The sequence below is a fragment of the Streptomyces sp. NPDC057249 genome (assembly GCF_042669245.1).
GTDB lineage: Bacteria > Actinomycetota > Actinomycetes > Streptomycetales > Streptomycetaceae > Streptomyces.
The window spans coordinates 111,412-126,864 of the sequence record NZ_JBHUXS010000007.1 but is presented as its reverse complement, the minus strand read 5'-3'; the positions used below and the strand labels follow the sequence as shown (position 1 = coordinate 126,864).

Annotated in this window: 19 protein-coding genes; 4 read left to right on the top strand and 15 right to left on the bottom strand. The window is 67.4% G+C overall.

The genetic code is table 11. The features are described 5' to 3' along the window. Positions 1 to 45: 45 nt before the first annotated feature. The 12 genes from ACFUJY_RS15170 to ACFUJY_RS15115 form a co-directional block, all read right to left on the bottom strand. Entirely contained in the window at positions 46 to 1,524 is a 1,479-nt protein-coding gene (locus ACFUJY_RS15170) for an ATP-binding protein (protein ID WP_383298815.1), read from the bottom strand. A gap of 3 nt (positions 1,525 to 1,527) precedes the next feature. Beyond that, a complete protein-coding gene (locus ACFUJY_RS15165; RefSeq protein WP_383298812.1) occupies positions 1,528 to 2,355 on the bottom strand; it encodes a bifunctional DNA primase/polymerase in 828 nt (275 codons plus the stop codon). Next, positions 2,352 to 3,083, bottom strand: a complete 732-nt coding sequence (locus ACFUJY_RS15160; protein WP_383298809.1) for a DNA methylase — start codon at positions 3,081 to 3,083, stop codon at positions 2,352 to 2,354. The genes ACFUJY_RS15165 and ACFUJY_RS15160 overlap by 4 nt, the downstream gene beginning before the upstream one ends. A gap of 300 nt (positions 3,084 to 3,383) precedes the next feature. Next, positions 3,384 to 5,489, bottom strand: a complete 2,106-nt coding sequence (locus ACFUJY_RS15155) for an ATP-binding protein (RefSeq protein WP_383298806.1) — start codon at positions 5,487 to 5,489, stop codon at positions 3,384 to 3,386. A gap of 41 nt (positions 5,490 to 5,530) precedes the next feature. Beyond that, positions 5,531 to 5,851 carry a hypothetical protein gene (locus ACFUJY_RS15150; RefSeq protein ID WP_383298804.1) on the bottom strand — a complete coding sequence of 107 codons (321 nt, stop codon included), beginning with the start codon at positions 5,849 to 5,851 and terminating at the stop codon, positions 5,531 to 5,533. 79 nt (positions 5,852 to 5,930) lie between these two features. After that, positions 5,931 to 6,314 (bottom strand): DUF6251 family protein, encoded by a 384-nt coding sequence (locus ACFUJY_RS15145; RefSeq protein WP_383298802.1) that lies wholly within the window; start codon positions 6,312 to 6,314, stop codon positions 5,931 to 5,933. A gap of 33 nt (positions 6,315 to 6,347) precedes the next feature. Continuing rightward, a complete protein-coding gene (locus ACFUJY_RS15140; protein ID WP_164638060.1) occupies positions 6,348 to 6,515 on the bottom strand; it encodes a hypothetical protein in 168 nt (55 codons plus the stop codon). A gap of 98 nt (positions 6,516 to 6,613) precedes the next feature. Then, positions 6,614 to 7,012: a DUF3307 domain-containing protein gene (locus ACFUJY_RS15135; protein ID WP_383298799.1), complete on the bottom strand. Its 399-nt coding sequence runs from the start codon at positions 7,010 to 7,012 to the stop codon at positions 6,614 to 6,616. 17 nt (positions 7,013 to 7,029) lie between these two features. After that, positions 7,030 to 7,365 (bottom strand): RRQRL motif-containing zinc-binding protein, encoded by a 336-nt coding sequence (locus ACFUJY_RS15130; protein ID WP_383298798.1) that lies wholly within the window; start codon positions 7,363 to 7,365, stop codon positions 7,030 to 7,032. Beyond that, a complete protein-coding gene (locus ACFUJY_RS15125) occupies positions 7,365 to 8,219 on the bottom strand; it encodes a protein spdB (RefSeq protein ID WP_383298796.1) in 855 nt (284 codons plus the stop codon). The genes ACFUJY_RS15130 and ACFUJY_RS15125 overlap by 1 nt, the downstream gene beginning before the upstream one ends. Continuing rightward, positions 8,216 to 8,404: a hypothetical protein gene (locus ACFUJY_RS15120; protein WP_383298794.1), complete on the bottom strand. Its 189-nt coding sequence runs from the start codon at positions 8,402 to 8,404 to the stop codon at positions 8,216 to 8,218. Before ACFUJY_RS15120 ends, ACFUJY_RS15125 begins: the two co-directional genes overlap by 4 nt. Further along, on the bottom strand, positions 8,401 to 8,667 hold the full coding sequence (locus ACFUJY_RS15115) for a DUF6284 family protein (RefSeq protein WP_383298792.1): 267 nt from the start codon (positions 8,665 to 8,667) through the stop codon (positions 8,401 to 8,403). Before ACFUJY_RS15115 ends, ACFUJY_RS15120 begins: the two co-directional genes overlap by 4 nt. A 435-nt stretch (positions 8,668 to 9,102) precedes the next feature. On the opposite strand from ACFUJY_RS15115, the gene ACFUJY_RS15110 reads away from it, so the two are divergent. The 3 genes from ACFUJY_RS15110 (at position 9,103) to ACFUJY_RS15100 (ending at position 12,043) form a co-directional block, all read left to right on the top strand. Further along, positions 9,103 to 9,861: a GntR family transcriptional regulator gene (locus tag ACFUJY_RS15110; protein WP_383298790.1), complete on the top strand. Its 759-nt coding sequence runs from the start codon at positions 9,103 to 9,105 to the stop codon at positions 9,859 to 9,861. A 41-nt stretch (positions 9,862 to 9,902) separates the two neighbouring features. Next, complete coding sequence (locus tag ACFUJY_RS15105) at positions 9,903 to 10,544, top strand: AAA family ATPase (protein ID WP_383298789.1); 642 nt, start codon at positions 9,903 to 9,905, stop codon at positions 10,542 to 10,544. Positions 10,545 to 10,864: 320 nt separating this feature from the next. After that, positions 10,865 to 12,043 carry a protein kinase family protein gene (locus tag ACFUJY_RS15100; protein ID WP_383298787.1) on the top strand — a complete coding sequence of 393 codons (1,179 nt, stop codon included), beginning with the start codon at positions 10,865 to 10,867 and terminating at the stop codon, positions 12,041 to 12,043. Between the two features lie 300 nt (positions 12,044 to 12,343). Here the strand turns inward: ACFUJY_RS15100 and ACFUJY_RS15095 are convergent, their stop codons facing one another. Genes ACFUJY_RS15095 through ACFUJY_RS15085 form a run of 3 tightly spaced genes read right to left on the bottom strand, consistent with a single transcriptional unit; the run spans position 12,344 to position 13,970 of the window. Beyond that, positions 12,344 to 12,631 carry a hypothetical protein gene (locus tag ACFUJY_RS15095; protein WP_383298785.1) on the bottom strand — a complete coding sequence of 96 codons (288 nt, stop codon included), beginning with the start codon at positions 12,629 to 12,631 and terminating at the stop codon, positions 12,344 to 12,346. After that, positions 12,622 to 13,275, bottom strand: a complete 654-nt coding sequence (locus ACFUJY_RS15090; RefSeq protein WP_383298783.1) for a hypothetical protein — start codon at positions 13,273 to 13,275, stop codon at positions 12,622 to 12,624. Before ACFUJY_RS15090 ends, ACFUJY_RS15095 begins: the two co-directional genes overlap by 10 nt. After that, complete coding sequence (locus ACFUJY_RS15085) at positions 13,272 to 13,970, bottom strand: HNH endonuclease (RefSeq protein ID WP_383298781.1); 699 nt, start codon at positions 13,968 to 13,970, stop codon at positions 13,272 to 13,274. Before ACFUJY_RS15085 ends, ACFUJY_RS15090 begins: the two co-directional genes overlap by 4 nt. Before the next feature lie 201 nt (positions 13,971 to 14,171). Between ACFUJY_RS15085 and ACFUJY_RS15080 the strand changes: the two genes are divergently transcribed. Further along, complete coding sequence (locus ACFUJY_RS15080; protein ID WP_383298779.1) at positions 14,172 to 15,404, top strand: MrcB family domain-containing protein; 1,233 nt, start codon at positions 14,172 to 14,174, stop codon at positions 15,402 to 15,404. Positions 15,405 to 15,453 lie beyond the last annotated feature (49 nt).

Below are 15,453 nucleotides of genomic sequence, written 5' to 3'. Positions count from 1 at the left end.
GCGCGGGCGTGCTCTTCTTGCTTGTCCAGCGAGCGGCGGTGCGGGTCAGTGCATTTCCGGCTGCTCGTACTCGGGCGGTTCGGCGGCCGGCCGTGCCATTTCGAGGTAGCGGCCCTCTCGGGTGCGGCCGGAGTCGATGAGGACGCCCCGGGCGGCGAGGGTGGGCTGAAGGCGCTTGAGCCGGTCGGAGAGCACCTTGCCGGTGGTCGGCCACCCTTTGGGCAGGGGACGGAGTTCGTCGCCGCTGCAGAGGCGGCTGAGGTGGTGCAGCCACTCGGTGGACGTCATCCGCTGCTCACTGCCGGGGGCGATGTCCTCGGCGTGCTTGAGGACGGTCTGCGCGAGGAGGTCGCCCTCGATCACGTCGTCGTTCAGGTCGTCCAGGCTCGCCCGGTACGCGGCGAGCGCCCCGAGGCCGGTTGCGGTGTCGAGTTGTGCGCACAGGTGCGCGAAGTCCGCCATCCGCAGATCTGTCGGCGTCTCCGCCTCAGCCGCTCGCACCTTGACCGTCAGGTCCAGGAGCGAGCCGAGGATGACGGGCAGGGCCTCTTCGAACTCGCCCCAGAGTTCGGCTTCGGTGCGCCGGACGGTGGGGCGTTCGAGGCGTAGGGGCAGGAGGCGTTCGGCGAGGTCGGGGCGGATGACGCCGACGTCGATGCCGGTCAGGAGCAGGGGGCGGCGGTAGCGGGCCCGGTGCACGTCCCCGTCGGTGAACAGGGCTCGCTTCACGGACTCCGCTCCGGTGACGATGCAGCACATCGCGTCGGACAGGTCCGGCGTCATGTGGGAGAGGTTGTCCAGCGCGGTCACCCACCCAGCCGCCACGGCGGCGATCAGGTTCTCCTCGTCCTTCGGTGCCCTGCGCAGGTCCCCGCTCATCCCTTCCACGATCCGTACGAGCATCCGCCCGCCGGTCGACTTCCCCGCACCCTGCGGCCCGGTGAGGAAGGGTGCCGGGACCGGTACGGACGGGCCCAGGCAGCCGATGAGCCAGGCGATGGCCAGGCACTCGGTCTCGGCGGTGGCGAAGTTGCACAACCTGAGCAGGAGGTCGATGCCCTTGCCCTCGGTGTCCTTGGCCGGCAGGGGCAGTTCGCCGGTGAGCTGGGTGCGCCGCCAGCACACCTCGCGCGGGTCCGGGGTGGTGATCTCCCACCCGGTGGGGTGGATGCGCACGGACTTCCCGTCTGCCCGTCCGAGGTCCAGCCACGTTGCCCCGTCGAAGCCGGGGGCGACGCGGATGTGCACGGCCTGGGTGTTCTCGGTGAGCGCGAGTGCTTCGATCAAGTCGAGTGCCTCCTTGAGCGCGGTGCCGTTGAAGACGCCGGCCCCGTCCTTGAACATGCCGACCATGAGTTCCTGCCGGTGGCTGCCGGTGGTTCCCTGCGACCGGATGGGCCGGGCGACGGGGTGGCCGTTGCGCTGGGCGTAGACGGTGCCGTCGGCGGTCCGGAAGTACCGGAAGTGCGACTGCGCGTACTCGGTGATGACCTCACGCGCAGGGGTCTTCTCGTCCTCGGACATGCCTCACATCCCCAAAGCCGTCAGTGCGTTGGACCACGCATCCGCGCAGTGCCGGGCGGATTCACCCTTGGCCTGCGCGGCGATGAACAGCCGCGCGGTGTGGGCGTCGGTCAGGCAGCCACACCGGCCGTGCTTGGACAGCACAGCGAGGAAGGTGCGATAGACGGTGGCGTGCACCCCGTCGGCCGCCTGGGTGATGCGCTGCTCAGCCATCGCGATGCCGCGCTCCAGGAAGACGGGTGTGCGGTGACGGCACTCCCCGCCACCGGCCGGCACGAACACGGTGACGGGACGGACGGGCGACGGCTTCGGGATGACCAGCGCGCGGACGGTGTCGGGCAGGGCGGCCATGGTGCCGGTGCCGGGGCCCAGCCACCGGGCGTAGGACATCGTGGACTTGATGTCGACGCCGGACCGCACGCCGTTTGCGGACGGCATGGCGCCTTGGTAGATCCAGTGCTCGCCCCGCGTCGTCGACACCGTGCGGGTAGCCGGGAGGGCGGTGCGGGCCCAGGCGATGGCGTCGGCGTCGTCCAGGTCCACCACGGTCAGGCCGACACCTCCCGGGTGGTAGGCCACGGCGGCGGCCCGCTGCCACGCAGGTGCCCATCCGGGCCCGGTCAGGGTGGCGGGGTCAGTGGTGGCGGCGGCCCATGCGTGGCAGGGGCGCGGGCACTCGCAGGGGCCGGGTGTCTTCATGTTCGGTCGGCCGCCGCAGGCGTTGTCGCGGCAGGTGGGGCAGTTCCCGAACGGGACCTTGCCCGCCCGCAGGGGCAGCACGGGAACGCCGCGTGCGGCGAGGTTCAGGGCGGTCGTCAGGTGGGCGTTCATGCGGCCGCCTCCTGGGCGCGGAGGCTGTGGCGGGCGTGGGTGCCGAGCCACTGGGTGTAGGCCGGGGGGATGGCCTCGGTCAGTTCCTCGCGGACGGTGGTCCAGGTGATGCCCATCGCGGCCTGCATCTCGGGGACGGTGGCCTTGCCGCCGCCGGCCCCGTAGGCGGCGACGTAGGGTCCGTCGCGGTAGACGCCGTGCCGGTAGCCGCGCACGTAGCCCCGGTGGCGCGGGTGTGCGGGCTGGGGGACGGTCCAGCGCCCGAGTTCGAAGACGCGGTGTCGCAGGACTCCGAGCCCGAACATCTCCCCGCACAGCCGCACGTCGGCCCGGACCGGGGCTTTGCCGTTGGGTTGCTCGATGACGTACGGGAGGCCGGTGGTGTCGAGCAGGGTGCGGAGTTCGGGGATGAGCTGGACGTGGGTGCCACCCCAGCCGCGCGAGGCGTTGGTGCCCACGGTCAGCGCGCATCCTGCCTGGCACGGCGGCGAGGCGTGCACCGCCGCGAACCGGGCGATCTCCCCGGACGTGATGAGGGCGGCGAGGTGGTCCAGCGCGTCCGCGCGGTGGAAGGCGAAGGGGTAGTTGGGGCGGTCGATGATGTCGACGCCGACGACGTCGAACCCGGCGCGGTGGTAGCCCATGGCCGCGCCGCCGGCGCAGGAGAAGAGATCCAGGAGCTTGGGCCGGTGGCCGGGGGCTCGCCGGATGGGGGTGGGTTGGGTCATGCTGGGTGTCTCCAGTTCTCTGTGTGCTGGCAGACGACGGCGGCCCGTTTCATTGGCGTGAGTGGGGGCCGCCGTCGGCGTGTGCGGAACGGATGCGGAACGTGCTGTGCTGCGGGCTCAGGGAGGCGGAGGCACCCCCTGGCGGGAGCGCGCAGAGCAGGGTTTCGGGCCCCTGACCTGCGGGGCCTCCCTGCCTCCCTGAACATCATTTGTGCAGGTCAAGCCCAGGGAGGCGGGTCAGGGAGGGGGTGAGGGAGTTCTCCCTGCCTCCCTGCCCGGGCGGGGCTCGCGTCCCTGGGGTCAGGACGCGGAAGCGGAACCTTCGCCGCCCTGGTTGGCGAGGGCGCGGGCGATGCGGTCGCGGCCGACGACCATGCGCCCGTCGGACTTGTAGGGCTCGGCGCCGGTGCCGTCCAGGACGCGCTTGAGATCGGCGTGCGTCCACTTCCCGTAGACCTCGGCGGACAGCGTCGCGAGGCGCTGCAACACGTCCTGGGTCAGGACGCGGGCGGTGTCTCCGATGACGGATGCGATGTCGGCGAGTGGGTCTCGTTTTTCGCCCTGCTCGATGACGTGGAGGGTGGTGACGCCGTCGCGCAGGGCGCGGGCCCGGGTGGTGATCTGGGCGGCGGCGTCGTTGTCGATGAAGTGCGTGCGGACCGTGATGGACGCCTGCCCGGCCGGGATCGTGATCCCGTCCGACGCGACGACCAACGTTCCCTTGTCCAAGCCGGGCCGCAGCAGGTTCGGAGCGGCACCGCCGTCAACGGCCTTGTCACCGAGGGCCATGCGGGCCTGCGACTCCGTGCCCAGCGCGAGGGAGGCCCGGGTGTGGGCGCCCTCGCGGACCAGCTTGGGCAGGTTCTGGTCGGTGGGGTCCTGCGTGCCCTGCCACAGGGTGACGTTGACGGCCCGTCCCTGGTTGTGGATCTTCCGGGCGGCCATGAAGTACCGGGAGGTGGCCTTGGACCCGCCGTACGGCTTCTTCTCCTTGTCGATGACCGGGCACATGAACGCCACCTGCGCTTCGTCCACGAGCAGGATTAGCGGCGGGAACACGGTGCCGGCCGGGGCTTGGAGACGGCGCTCCATCTCGGTGACGCCGCTCTCCACCATCTCGGTGGCCTGGATGACGTGGTCGTCGGTCGGGCCCTGGATCAGGACGGTGGCTAGGCCGTCGAACATGGCCCAGTCCCCGGCTCCCTTGAGGTCCGCGATGCGGAACTCCACCGACTTGTCCAGGGCGAGCCACAGCGCGAGTGCGCGGAGGGCGGCGGTCTTGCCCTGGTTGGACAGGCCGGTGATGAGGAGGTGGCGCTGATACAGGCTCAGTGCGGCGGCGTCCCCGCGCAGGTCCTGGCCCCAGGGTGCTTTGCCCTTGGCGTAGTCGGCGGTCAGGGTGTCGTCGGTGACCAGCGGGGACGGGCCGATGGGTTCGTCCAGGGCGCCGGAGTCGGCGATCCACAGCCGGACGGTGCGGGCGGCCTGCGGGATCGTGATGAACACCTCGTGCTCGTGGCGGGACAGGTTCTCGGCGAGCTTGCGGCGCCGGTTCTGCACCTCGTTCGTCGCGACCCCGGAGGGGAGTGTGACGTCGACTTCGACGCCGCATCCGGCGATCCGGATCGGTCCCAGCATGGCCGCCCCTGCGTCTCCCATCTCCTTGATGGCGGCCCGGAGCGGGGCGACCCCGAGGTCGCGCAGGGCGGTGACGACGATCGAGGGGGTGATCGGGGCCCCGGCGTCCTGCCCGCCCGTGCCGGTGGGGAGGGCCCAGGCGGGTGCGGCGCCACGGTGACGCCCGACCGCCCACACCCCGGCCAGCGCGGCCCACGGCCCGGCGGCCACCAACGGCCCCCAGATCACGGACGCGATGACGGCGAGCAGTCGAACGAGGTCGATGAACGCCATGAGCGGGGTGATCACGTCGCCGGGCTCCTTGTTGGCGACGGCGAGGGCGACGCCGATCAGGATCAGGGTCCCGACCCCGCCGGCCGCACCGACGGCGGCGCCCTTGACGAGCTTTTCGGGGGCGGTGAGGAGGTCCATGCGGCGGCGGTGGCGCTCGTTGCGGAAGCGGTGCAGGCGCTCTTCCCACTCGCCCGCGGCTTCGTAGTTCCCCACCGCCTCAGCCGCCCGGAGCAGGCGCTCGTAGCGGGCACCGGTCCGGCCGTCCCACGCCCGGCGGGTCACGATCCGCGTCCCGCCCAACACGTACGAACCGTGCCGCACCGCGAGACGGGCTGCCGTCGCCGTGCGCTCGTGCCGTACGGCACCGGCCACGGCACGGCCCGTACGCGTCCACACCCGCACCGGCCGCGCCGGGGCGCTCTCGGCCGGGGCGTCGGCGGCTTCCGGATTGGTAGGTTCGGGGGTTTTGAACAGGTGGATCACGTTCTCGGACATGCCTGACCTCTCCTGATACTCGACAGGGGGTTGGGGGTGGTTCAGTCCTCGGCGCGCAGGACGGCGCGCTCGGCGCGGCGCACGGCGTCCTCGGCGGTCCGGCGGGCCTGGCGGGCGGCGGCCCGGTCGGCGCGCGGGGCAGTGCGCTCGGCGGCCTTGGCGTTGGCGAGCGCCTGGCGGGCGTCGGCCTGCACCTTGTGCAGGGCCCGCAGTTCCAGGGCGCCGCGCTCGGCCGCCTTCTGGTCGATCTTGTCCAGCCGGGCTTCCAGGGCGGGGTCGACGCAGTCGGCCAGCGCCTGGCGGAAGCCCTTGCGGAGCAGCTTGTTGCGCTCGCGCTTCTCGGCGGGGGTGTAGCTGTGCATCGTGGTGCCTCCCAGGGTGTGGGCCGGGCTGTCCGGCCCTCCACCCGCCCGGCATGGAGTCCGGGCGGACAGAGGGCCGTCAGCGGCGCCGACGGGCCCGGGACACAGCCTGGGACGCGGCCTTGCCCTCACTGCCGCCGACGGAGCGGACGACGGTGACGACGCCCCAGGCCATGACGGCGGCCAGGAACGCGAGCAGCGCGAGGTTCGCGGCGATCGCGGTCAGGACGCCGACCAGCAGCGGCCCGAAGTACACCCCGGCTGCAACCGTGCCGGCGCCGATGCCGGAGCCCAGCGCGAGACGCTGGACGGTGCGGTCGGGCGGGGCGTGGTGTATGTGCTGCACGATCTGCGGCGGCGGTGCCTGCGGGGCGGGCAGGTGCGCGGGGTCGGCGTAGGTGTAGGTGCCGTCCGGGAGCTGGATGACGGTCAGGGCCCGGGGTGCGGGCAGGTTGGGGTCCATGCGGTTCCTTCCACGGGCAGGGCGGGCCGTGGGTCAGCGGCCGGTGACGGGCTTGCCGGACTTCAGGTACGCCTGAGCGCGGCGCATCTCGTCGCGGGTCAGGGTCACGTGCATGGCGGTCTTGGTGCCGCCAAGGTTCTTGCCGACGATCGCGGCGGCGAGAGCGGCCTGAGCGCACTGCTTGTCGGTTTTGCGGGCCATGTCCAACTCCCTGGTCAGGCGGGTTGGAGCCCCGGGGCCGGGGCCTCCCCGCCACCCCCAGCCCGGCGAGGGACTGGGGGTGACAGGCAGGCACCGGTTCAGGCAGCGGCCAGGGCCAGCGCGGCGAGGACGAGCGCGAGGACGTGGGCGGTCTGGTCGACGTGCGCGGCTCCACCGTGCGTGGCCCAAGAGGTCTGGCCGGTGTGGGTCATCCACCACTGCACCGGCCACCGCCGGTCGATGAACGCATGCGTTCCACCGATCCACACCAGCGCCGCCACCACGACCGGGACGGACAGCGCCACCCCGTCGAGCACGGCGGCGCCAAGGGCCAGGGCGGCGGCGCAGGTGAGGACGTGCGTGCCGGCGTGCCGGAGGTTCGCGGCCCATCCGGCGGCGCACCGGTCGGCCTTGTGCGCGGCCTGGTGATCGGTCTGGAGCGGGTAGTCGGCCAGCAAGTGACCGAGGTAGAGCAGGACGAAGACGGTGGCGAACACGGCGGTGTCCTTCCAGGTCAGGAAGTCAGCGAAGGGGAGTCGGCGCAGGGCACGCAGGTGCCGAGCGAGCGCGGGATGCAGTACCCGGCGTCCCGCCGGCAGGCGGGGCAGGTGCGGCGGGCGCGCATAGCGGCCGCGAGGGCGGCGGTGCGGCCCGGGGTCATGGGCCGTACCGGGCGGGCGAGGTCGATGCGGTAGAGGTAGGCGACCAGCGGTTCGCGGCGGCGACGCGGCCGGCAGACGACGGCGGCGACGTCCTGACCACCGGGCCGCAGCCCCATCGCGCGGAGCTGGCGCCGGGTGGCGTAGCCGTCGGGGGCCAGGCGCCACCGGTATTCCGGCAGCGCGCCCACTAGGCCACCCGCTTCCAGGCCGCCCGCAGACGGACCTCAGAGGCGGAGTGACCGGCCGCGCGGAAACGGGTGGCCATCTCCCGGTACGACAGCGCAGGCGTCTCACTGGTGCGGATGTCGTCCACCAGCGTGTCCAGCGCCGCATCCGTGAGCGCAGGTGCGGGCTCCAGGGCGGGATGGACGGGGTCGGTGGGGCCCCAGACGGGGAGTTCCCACCGGGGTGTGACGCCGGGTGTGACGGGCCTCGTCACGCTGGTCAGCGCCGTTGCGGTGCCCTCGCCGTTACGGGCGGTCTCCAGCGTCGACCAGGCCCGGGAGAGGGTCTTGGCGGTGTCTGCCTGGACGCGTGCGACGCGGGCCCCGGCCTGCGTCACGGCCGTCAACCGCGTTTCCTCCGTGGCCGCTTCCGCACGGAGTCGGGCGCGGGCGACGGCGGCTTCGTCGCGGGCTTCCTGCTGGATACCCCGGATCGAGCCCAGCGCGGACGCAGTGAGCGCGGTCCGCTCCCACAGCCCGTGCACCAGCCACAGGGCTTTCGCGGCGATCGGGAGCCAGGCGACGGCCAGCCACGCACCGGCCAACTCTTCGGACAGTGCGTGGGCGACCAGAACGCCGGTGGCGATGAGGCCGAAGCCCCACCCCACGGCGGTCACGGTCCGACTGTGGTCGCCCTGGGCGGCGAGGCGGCGTTCGTAGGCGAGGGTGGCGAGCCACCCGCCGTCGATGCCGAGACCGACGACAAGGGCGACCGGCCACGGCATCGCTGTCCCGAGCCACATCACGACCACGGCTAGCGTGAGGACCATGGACACCGCCGTCATCGCGACAGCGGGAAGAACCGTCTTCACCCTCATGCCGCAGCGCCCTTTCCGTACAGGAACCGGAAGAGAGCAAGCTGCAACTCCACCCAGTCCAAGCCGTTGGCAAGCTCGGGGTAGCCGTGCCGAACGAGCACATCGGCCACGTCGATGGACAGGCCCCGGGTGAACCGGGCGTCGTCGGCGGGCTGAGGGCTGAGGGGGTAGGCGCGGTCACTCATGCGGCACCGCCCGGCTGCACCGTGGCGGTGTGGTTGGTCAGGTCGCGGCGGGCGGCCATGACCCGGTTCCGGGCCCGGCGGATACGCCGCTCGTCCAGCTCACTGACCGGACGGTCAAGGGACATGATCTCCGCGTCGAGCAGCTCGACCTCCGCCCGGATGAGCGGCATCTCGTGCTCGATCGCGTCCAGCTCGGCGGCCGGCGGCTCGAAGTCGAGCGACGCGGCCGTAACAAGGTCCTGAAGTGCTGCGATGGTCTTCATGGGTCGTTGTCTCCCTGGCAGGTGAGACGGCCCGAACAGCGGCTCCGGTGTTCCCGCACCGGAGCCGCACGCCGTCGAAGTCGGTAATCCGGCTCCCCTCAGCGCCGCACGTACGAGACGTGCGGCGGAGGCAACCGGCCGCAGCTCGAACGCTGCGGAGAGAGCAAATCGCGCTGTACTCACACGGAGAGCCCGTGTGGCCGCCTACTTGGCCGAGGAGAGGCGGCGTGATCCCCATTCAGTTGTCAAAGAACCGGCGCTTCCTTGGAGCCCGTTTCACGGAGCCCTCCGGGCGACGGACACAGGTGTGTCGGGGCGCCCTCCGCTCAAGCGATCCGACCGGCGGGCACATCCCTAAGGTTCCCTAGGGTTCCCTGCGGTGTCAAGCAGTAAGGTAGGGAACCTCAGGGATGTTCACGCGAAGGAGCAAGCGAAATGGCAGGCCAGGCCGACAATCGGGCGCCTTACGCAAAGATTGCCGCTCACTACTCAGAGCTGATCTCGTCCGGCGAGTTGCGGCCGGGGACGCTCCTGCCGAGCATTAAGAACCTCGCCGAAGAGTGGAAGGTCAGCACTGCCACGGCGGAGAAGGCCCTGCGGAAGCTGCGTAGCGAGGGCCTAGTCCGAGGTATCCACGGAATCGGCACCGAAGTCCTGGACCAGCCGGCCCCGATGTCCTCGGGCGCCCAGCGACAGGACCGGGGACGCCGTACCGGCTCCAGCTGGGGGACGGGCGAACGGTCCGACTCGCACCAGGCAGCCGTTGTGCCGGCACCCGCCGACGTGGCGCAGGCCCTGGACATCAAGCCTGGCTCGAAGGTCGTACGGCGTAGCCGCGTGTACCGGGACCGGCACGGCATCGTCGCTCACAGCACGTCGTGGATTCCCGCCCGGTACGGGAAGCTGGTACCGCAGCTGGCAGAGAGTGAGCGCCTGACGGGAGGTACGTCGCTCCAGCTCATCGCGCAGGCGACCGGCCACCCGATCACTCGCCGCATCGACACCGCATCGTCCAGCCGCCTCACTCCGGAGCACGCGCGGCTTCTGGAACTGGACCCGGAGAACCCGCCAGCCGACCCCGTGGTCGTGATGACCGCAAAGTTTCTCGACAGCGAGGACACCGTCGTGGAGTACGGGGTGGACCTTGGCGCTCCAGGGCGTACGTGGCGCACCGAAACCGAGGTCATCCTGTGACAGGCGCGAACAGCACACCCGCGAACGAGCCAGAAGAGCGAGTGAACGCCCCGCTGGCGCCCGGGCCTGGCAACACCACCGCGCCAGGAACCGAAATCGAGGCAGCTGTCATCTCACAAACCATGACGCAACCGACGCCCCCACGTCCCCCGTTCTGCGTGCTGATGGCCGGACTTCCCGGCTCTGGCAAGACGACACTGTCTCGCGCGCTGACGGACCGGGGATTCGTCCGCCTGTGCCCGGACGAGGAGATGTTCCGCCGACACGGCGTCTACGGAGTCGACTTCCCCCGGGGCGTCTTCCCCACCCTGGAACGGCCCGTGCTCGAAGACGTGGCGGCCGACCTCCGTGCCCAGCTAAAGGCCGGTCACGACGTCGTAGTCGACCACGGCTTCTGGACTCCCGAGGACCGGGCCAAATGGCAGGCCATTGCCACTGACGCTGGCGCGGTACCCGTGCTCGTCTACCTCGCAGCCACCCATGACGAACTGTGGGCGCGGATCAGCAAGCGCAACGAGTTTCACGCAAACGACCCGAACGCGATCTACTTCGCAGAAAGCGACCTACAGCGCTACCGCGGCAGGTTCGTGCCGCCCACACCACAGGAGCCGCACCTGCTGTTCGAGGGCGACCCGGCAGATGTCCTCATGGCTTTGCAAGGGCCCGATTGCTGTTCCCCCTGAAGCAAGGTGTGGTGGTCATCGACAGCCCGCAGCTCCGGGACGGCTCAGCTGCGCTCTCGATCTGGCCAGATGCGGGCGGGAGAGGTTTCTCTACCTCATCACGGCGCCCCGCGCGGTGCGGGCGCCGTGCGGGGCGGCCCTGCCTCCCGTCTCCGCCACGGCTCGCGCCCGGCAGCGCGCTGCGCGCATACGGGCAGGGTGGATGTTCCCCGCAGTCACGGCTTAGCCTGACTGCATAGTGAAATAGAGAATGATCGCAGAAATAACCGCTCACGTTTTGACATGACCGTCGAATTCAGGTTGAGGATAGGGTTAGAGAAGTGACTGATCCGATCGAGTTGATGTTGGCCGACCTCTCGCAGAGGTACGCGGAAATGAACGTTTCGAATGCATTTCTGCGACTTTACGAGAGTGGCGCACGCTTCGGTCGCGCTTTCGCTAGTTTCCACGAGCGGCTGAACGGTCACTTTGAGGCCATAAATGACAGAGCTCGGACGACCAAGCATTACTGGGCCGAAAATAGCAGAGAAATGCTAGCGCTGACCCGTGAAGTTAATGACTTTCTCCACTCTGTTAAGCAAGCCGGTATAGAAGTGCACTTTACTCAGTCCTACGCGGCTGCGATGAGTGGTTGCCAGTCATGGCTGGCACATAGCGGGGGTAGCGCCGTTCCGGATGATTTCGAGCAGATAGAAATTATCAAGTACGCACCAGTGTTTTCTTGCCCAGGCACTGAGATCAGACTCAAGAAATCCGCAGAACGCATCCAGTTGCAGCTCATCGGTGAGGGGTCGTACGCAAAGGTCTTCTCGTTCACGGACACCGACTATGGCATAAAATTCGCACTCAAGCGCGCCAAAGATGGCCTAGACGAGCGCGATATCTACCGGTTTCGGAAAGAGTTCGAAATCCTCAAAGAGCTGAGCTTCCCCTACGTTCTGCAGGTGTTTCAATTCGATGAAAATCGAAACGAATATAAAATGGAGTTCTGCGAATTCACGCTTCGAAACTACATCAAGAGGCGCAACAGTCGACTAGCGTTCTCCTCGCGGAAGCGGATTGCGCTTCAATTCTTGTATGGCGTGAATTATATCCACGGCAAGAACCTGCTTCATCGCGACGTGAGCCTGCAAAACGTTTTGGTGAAGACCTTCGATGATGGAGCAGTCCTCGTGAAGCTCTCAGACTTCGGCCTCGTCAAAGACAGGAACTCAGAATACACCCGCACGAGGACCGAGATGCGCGGAACGATACGGGACCCCCTGCTGGCCAGCTTTAAAGAATACGACGTCTGCAATGAAATCTATGCGATCGGGTGGGTGCTTTCCTACATATTTACTGGCAGAGAAGCCTTGATGTCTGGAGCAAACGCGCCGAGTCAGATCGTGCGGAAGTGTACAGCGCATGATGTTGCTGAAAGGTACCAGAGCGTACGTGAACTAATCGCCGCCGTTGAGAAACTAGAAGCGGCTCCGACCAACACAGACGCGCCTGCTTGATATCTATTACAAATTAATGCCTGCGACGACACCTGGGCGTCTAACCCGGCCGAAGCCGTTCCCGGTAAAAGCCTTCGTCTTTGACTGACTGGCTTGGCCGACAAGCTGGGCGATGCGCTTTCAGCGGGATGCCCATGTCCGGTCTCGCTCGTTGCTGAGGATCGCCGCCGCTCGTCGCCCACTAGGACCGTAGGACCGTTCTTTCCCGCTCCCCCGGAGCCTTACCTTGACGATATCGTCGGCGGACAGCAGTGCGACGAACGAGCGGCGTCTCGAACTATGCCCAGGTAGACCGAGGACTCAAGCTCCAACGAGGCGCCTGGCATTGGTCATCCTTATGAAGTCGTAGTGAGATTCCTCATCCCGGGTCATAGCAATGATTTCCACGGGCGGCAGTGAGAGCTCCCAATAACCCATGTTTCGGATGCTATCCACATCCCCTCGGCAGGCGTAGATAATCAGGACATCCAAATCGCGTGGTTGCTCCGATCGCAGCATCGATCCGAACACCCAGATTTCCATGCCGGGGTAGCCGGCGGCGCACTCGCAAAGCTCACCGAGGATTGGCCAACGGCGCCTCAGGTCCATGTATCACGGATTTTACTGGCAAAGTCATCCAACCTATACAGGGGAACGTTGGCTTCGCGGGCGCTAGTAACCACCCGTTTCCCGAATCCTTGCGCTGAAGGGTTTGTGATAACTAGGGCATCGATGTCTAGGCTTGGGTACTCGTCAAGAATTTTGCAGAACCCTTCATCGGTCAGCTCATAGCGGTCGTGGGTTACCACTGTCAACGATCGGAGCCCATTCTTTCGCTGTAGTTCCCACGCCCTATGCCCTCGACGAATCACAGAGACCACAGCTCTCGTGAAAGCCATGCGCTTCCTGAAATATTCCTCTTCGGGGTGAACGTAATCAGAGATGTCATCGAAATATGTGATCGCACGGTTGAAGCCACCGAAAGTATCCACACAAACACCACGTTCCAGTGCCCGTGAATGAACATCAGGGTCCACCGGCCGCCTGGTCATGATTACCATATTCACTTCTGGGAGCTTTCCAAGCGCCTCTTCAAGCATTGGTACCGTAAATGGCAAGCTGTCCGGCTCCACGCAATATCCGATAGCGTCCGGCCAGCCGGCGCGCTCCACCCTCACGCCGAATTCGCCCACAGCTTGGACGGTTCTCCCGGATTCCGTGAGCTGTTTGACCACCCAGGATCGGATGCTCATGTATCACCCTTCATGATTGATTCAATTTCTTCCGGAAAGCGCGTGGACCCTGGGGTCCAGGTTCCTTCCAGATGACGCTCTTCAAGCTGCTGCACATGTATGGCGAAAATATCGACTGTTTCTTTCTCCGAGGCTGTCAGGAATCCGCGATTCGACTGCAGGAAGCGCAGCAAGGTTCTATTATTTGGGATGACCGTATCCACCACATGTCGACTCCACTGATCGGCGCGGGTGTCATCGAATACGTCATCAAGTGGGCCGTATAGCTGAAAGACGGCTCGGTTGGCGCCCAGGAGGGGTTCTATGGCGGCTCGCGCTTCAGCCCTTGACGCAAAAACCGGCACCCCGAAAGCGATTGCACGCGCTTGTTGGCTCCGCTCTTTCCAGCGGCGCAATATTTCCGCAGGGTACTGACTGGGGCCTTTGTCGATCATGGTATGGCACGTGGGGCACAGTACGAGAATGTTCGTCGGATCAGCGCGCTCTGTCTCGGTGAGGTCCGCACCTTCTGTTGCGCGTGGCCCGTTGGTACTTGCTGGAATGATGTGCGCAAGCTCTGCGACGTGCGCCTGGTCTACAAAGGCATGTAGATCAACTCGGCATCCTGGATTCTGGCAGTGGCCGCCAGATTCTGACCAGAGTACGTCTTTTGCGGGCTGCGAGAGCCTTACCCGTTTTGTCGAACTTGTCGTCATCGTCGCAACCTCCAGGGACAGCTGTACGCATCCGGAGCGTTAAAAGGCCCTGGATGCCGCCATTGTTCCACTGAGCAAGGCTCCCGGTGTGGGTTTTGAGCACATAGCGATGTTGGCGGCCCGGAGCGAAGCCGCAGTCCGCGTGCAGCCCGGTTGCTAGTTGACGGAGCGGTGTCAGAGTCAGGACGTACGCTGCCGGGCGTGGATGATCTCCTGGGCAAGGTTCTTGAGCTCCAGCCGTCCTGGACGGCGATGAACACCGAGAAGATGCAGGAGCGGGGTGTCATCGTCCGGCAGCAGCTGCCGGCGCTGATGCGTGCCGATGCGGCCCATCTTGCCGCTGCGCTCCGAGTCCCGGTCGATGGTGTGTTGGTTGAGGGGCGCGACGGCACGGGGCTCAAGTCCGAGATTCCGTGGGTGCGCGTGTACGGGCGGGAGGAGTCGCCCAGCTCGACCGATGGGTGGTACGTCGTTTACCTGTTCGGTGCCTCCGGCCAGCGGGTCTACCTGTCGTTGATGCAGGGGACGACGATCTGGACGGGGGGCGTGTTCAAGCCGCGCCGGCCCGAGGATCTTCGGGCCCGCGTCGATTGGGCTCTACCTCTGCTGGCAGAAGCAACGGCCGGGCGACCCGATCTGAAGAGGGTGCTCGAACTTGATGCCCGGACCCCCCTGGGGCGCGGATACGGTCCTGGGAACGTTCTGGCCATCGCCTACGAGCGTGATCAGATGCCCGGACAGGGGACCCTGGTGGAGGACCTGCGCTTCATGGCGGGACTGCTCGGCATCCTGTACGAAGCCGAGCGCCTCGCTCCGTACATCCCGGGGGACCCGACTCCCGAGGTGGTGCAGGCCGAGCAGGACGCGGCCAAGACGGCCGGCCGGCGCACTCGTAGCGGTACGAGGCGGCCCAGGGCTGGGCAGGGCTTCGCACTCACGGCGGCCGAGCGGGACGCCATCGAAGCCCACAGTGTTCGGATGGCCACCGAGCACTTCAAGGCTCAGGGCTGGACGGTCAAGGACGTCGGTGCCAAGGAGTCCTTCGATCTTCTGCTCAAGAAGGAGGGGCGCCGGCTGCATGTCGAGGTGAAGGGGACAACCTCGGCAGGGCTGGAGGTCATTCTCACGCGTGCCGAGGTCGAGAAGCAGCGGACGTACTACCCGGACAACGCGTTGGTGGTCGTGCACTCGATCGAGCTGGACCGCACGGGAACAGAGCCGGTCACAGCCGGGGGAGTCCTTCACTGCACCAGTCCGTGGGTCGTGGCGGAGGAGGACCTGACGGTGATCTCGTACGCCTACCGCACGCCGCTCGGTGCGCAGCCGTCGCACGAAGGGGTGGGGGAGCAGATCGAGAATCCTCGCGACGTTCCCCAGCAGCGAGATGCGGGGGCCGCCTCGCGGCTGGCGAGCAGTGAAGGGACTCTGTTGTAAAGGCGCTGACCACGCGGCTGCTGCGGGGCCGTAGGTGCTTGCCAACCTC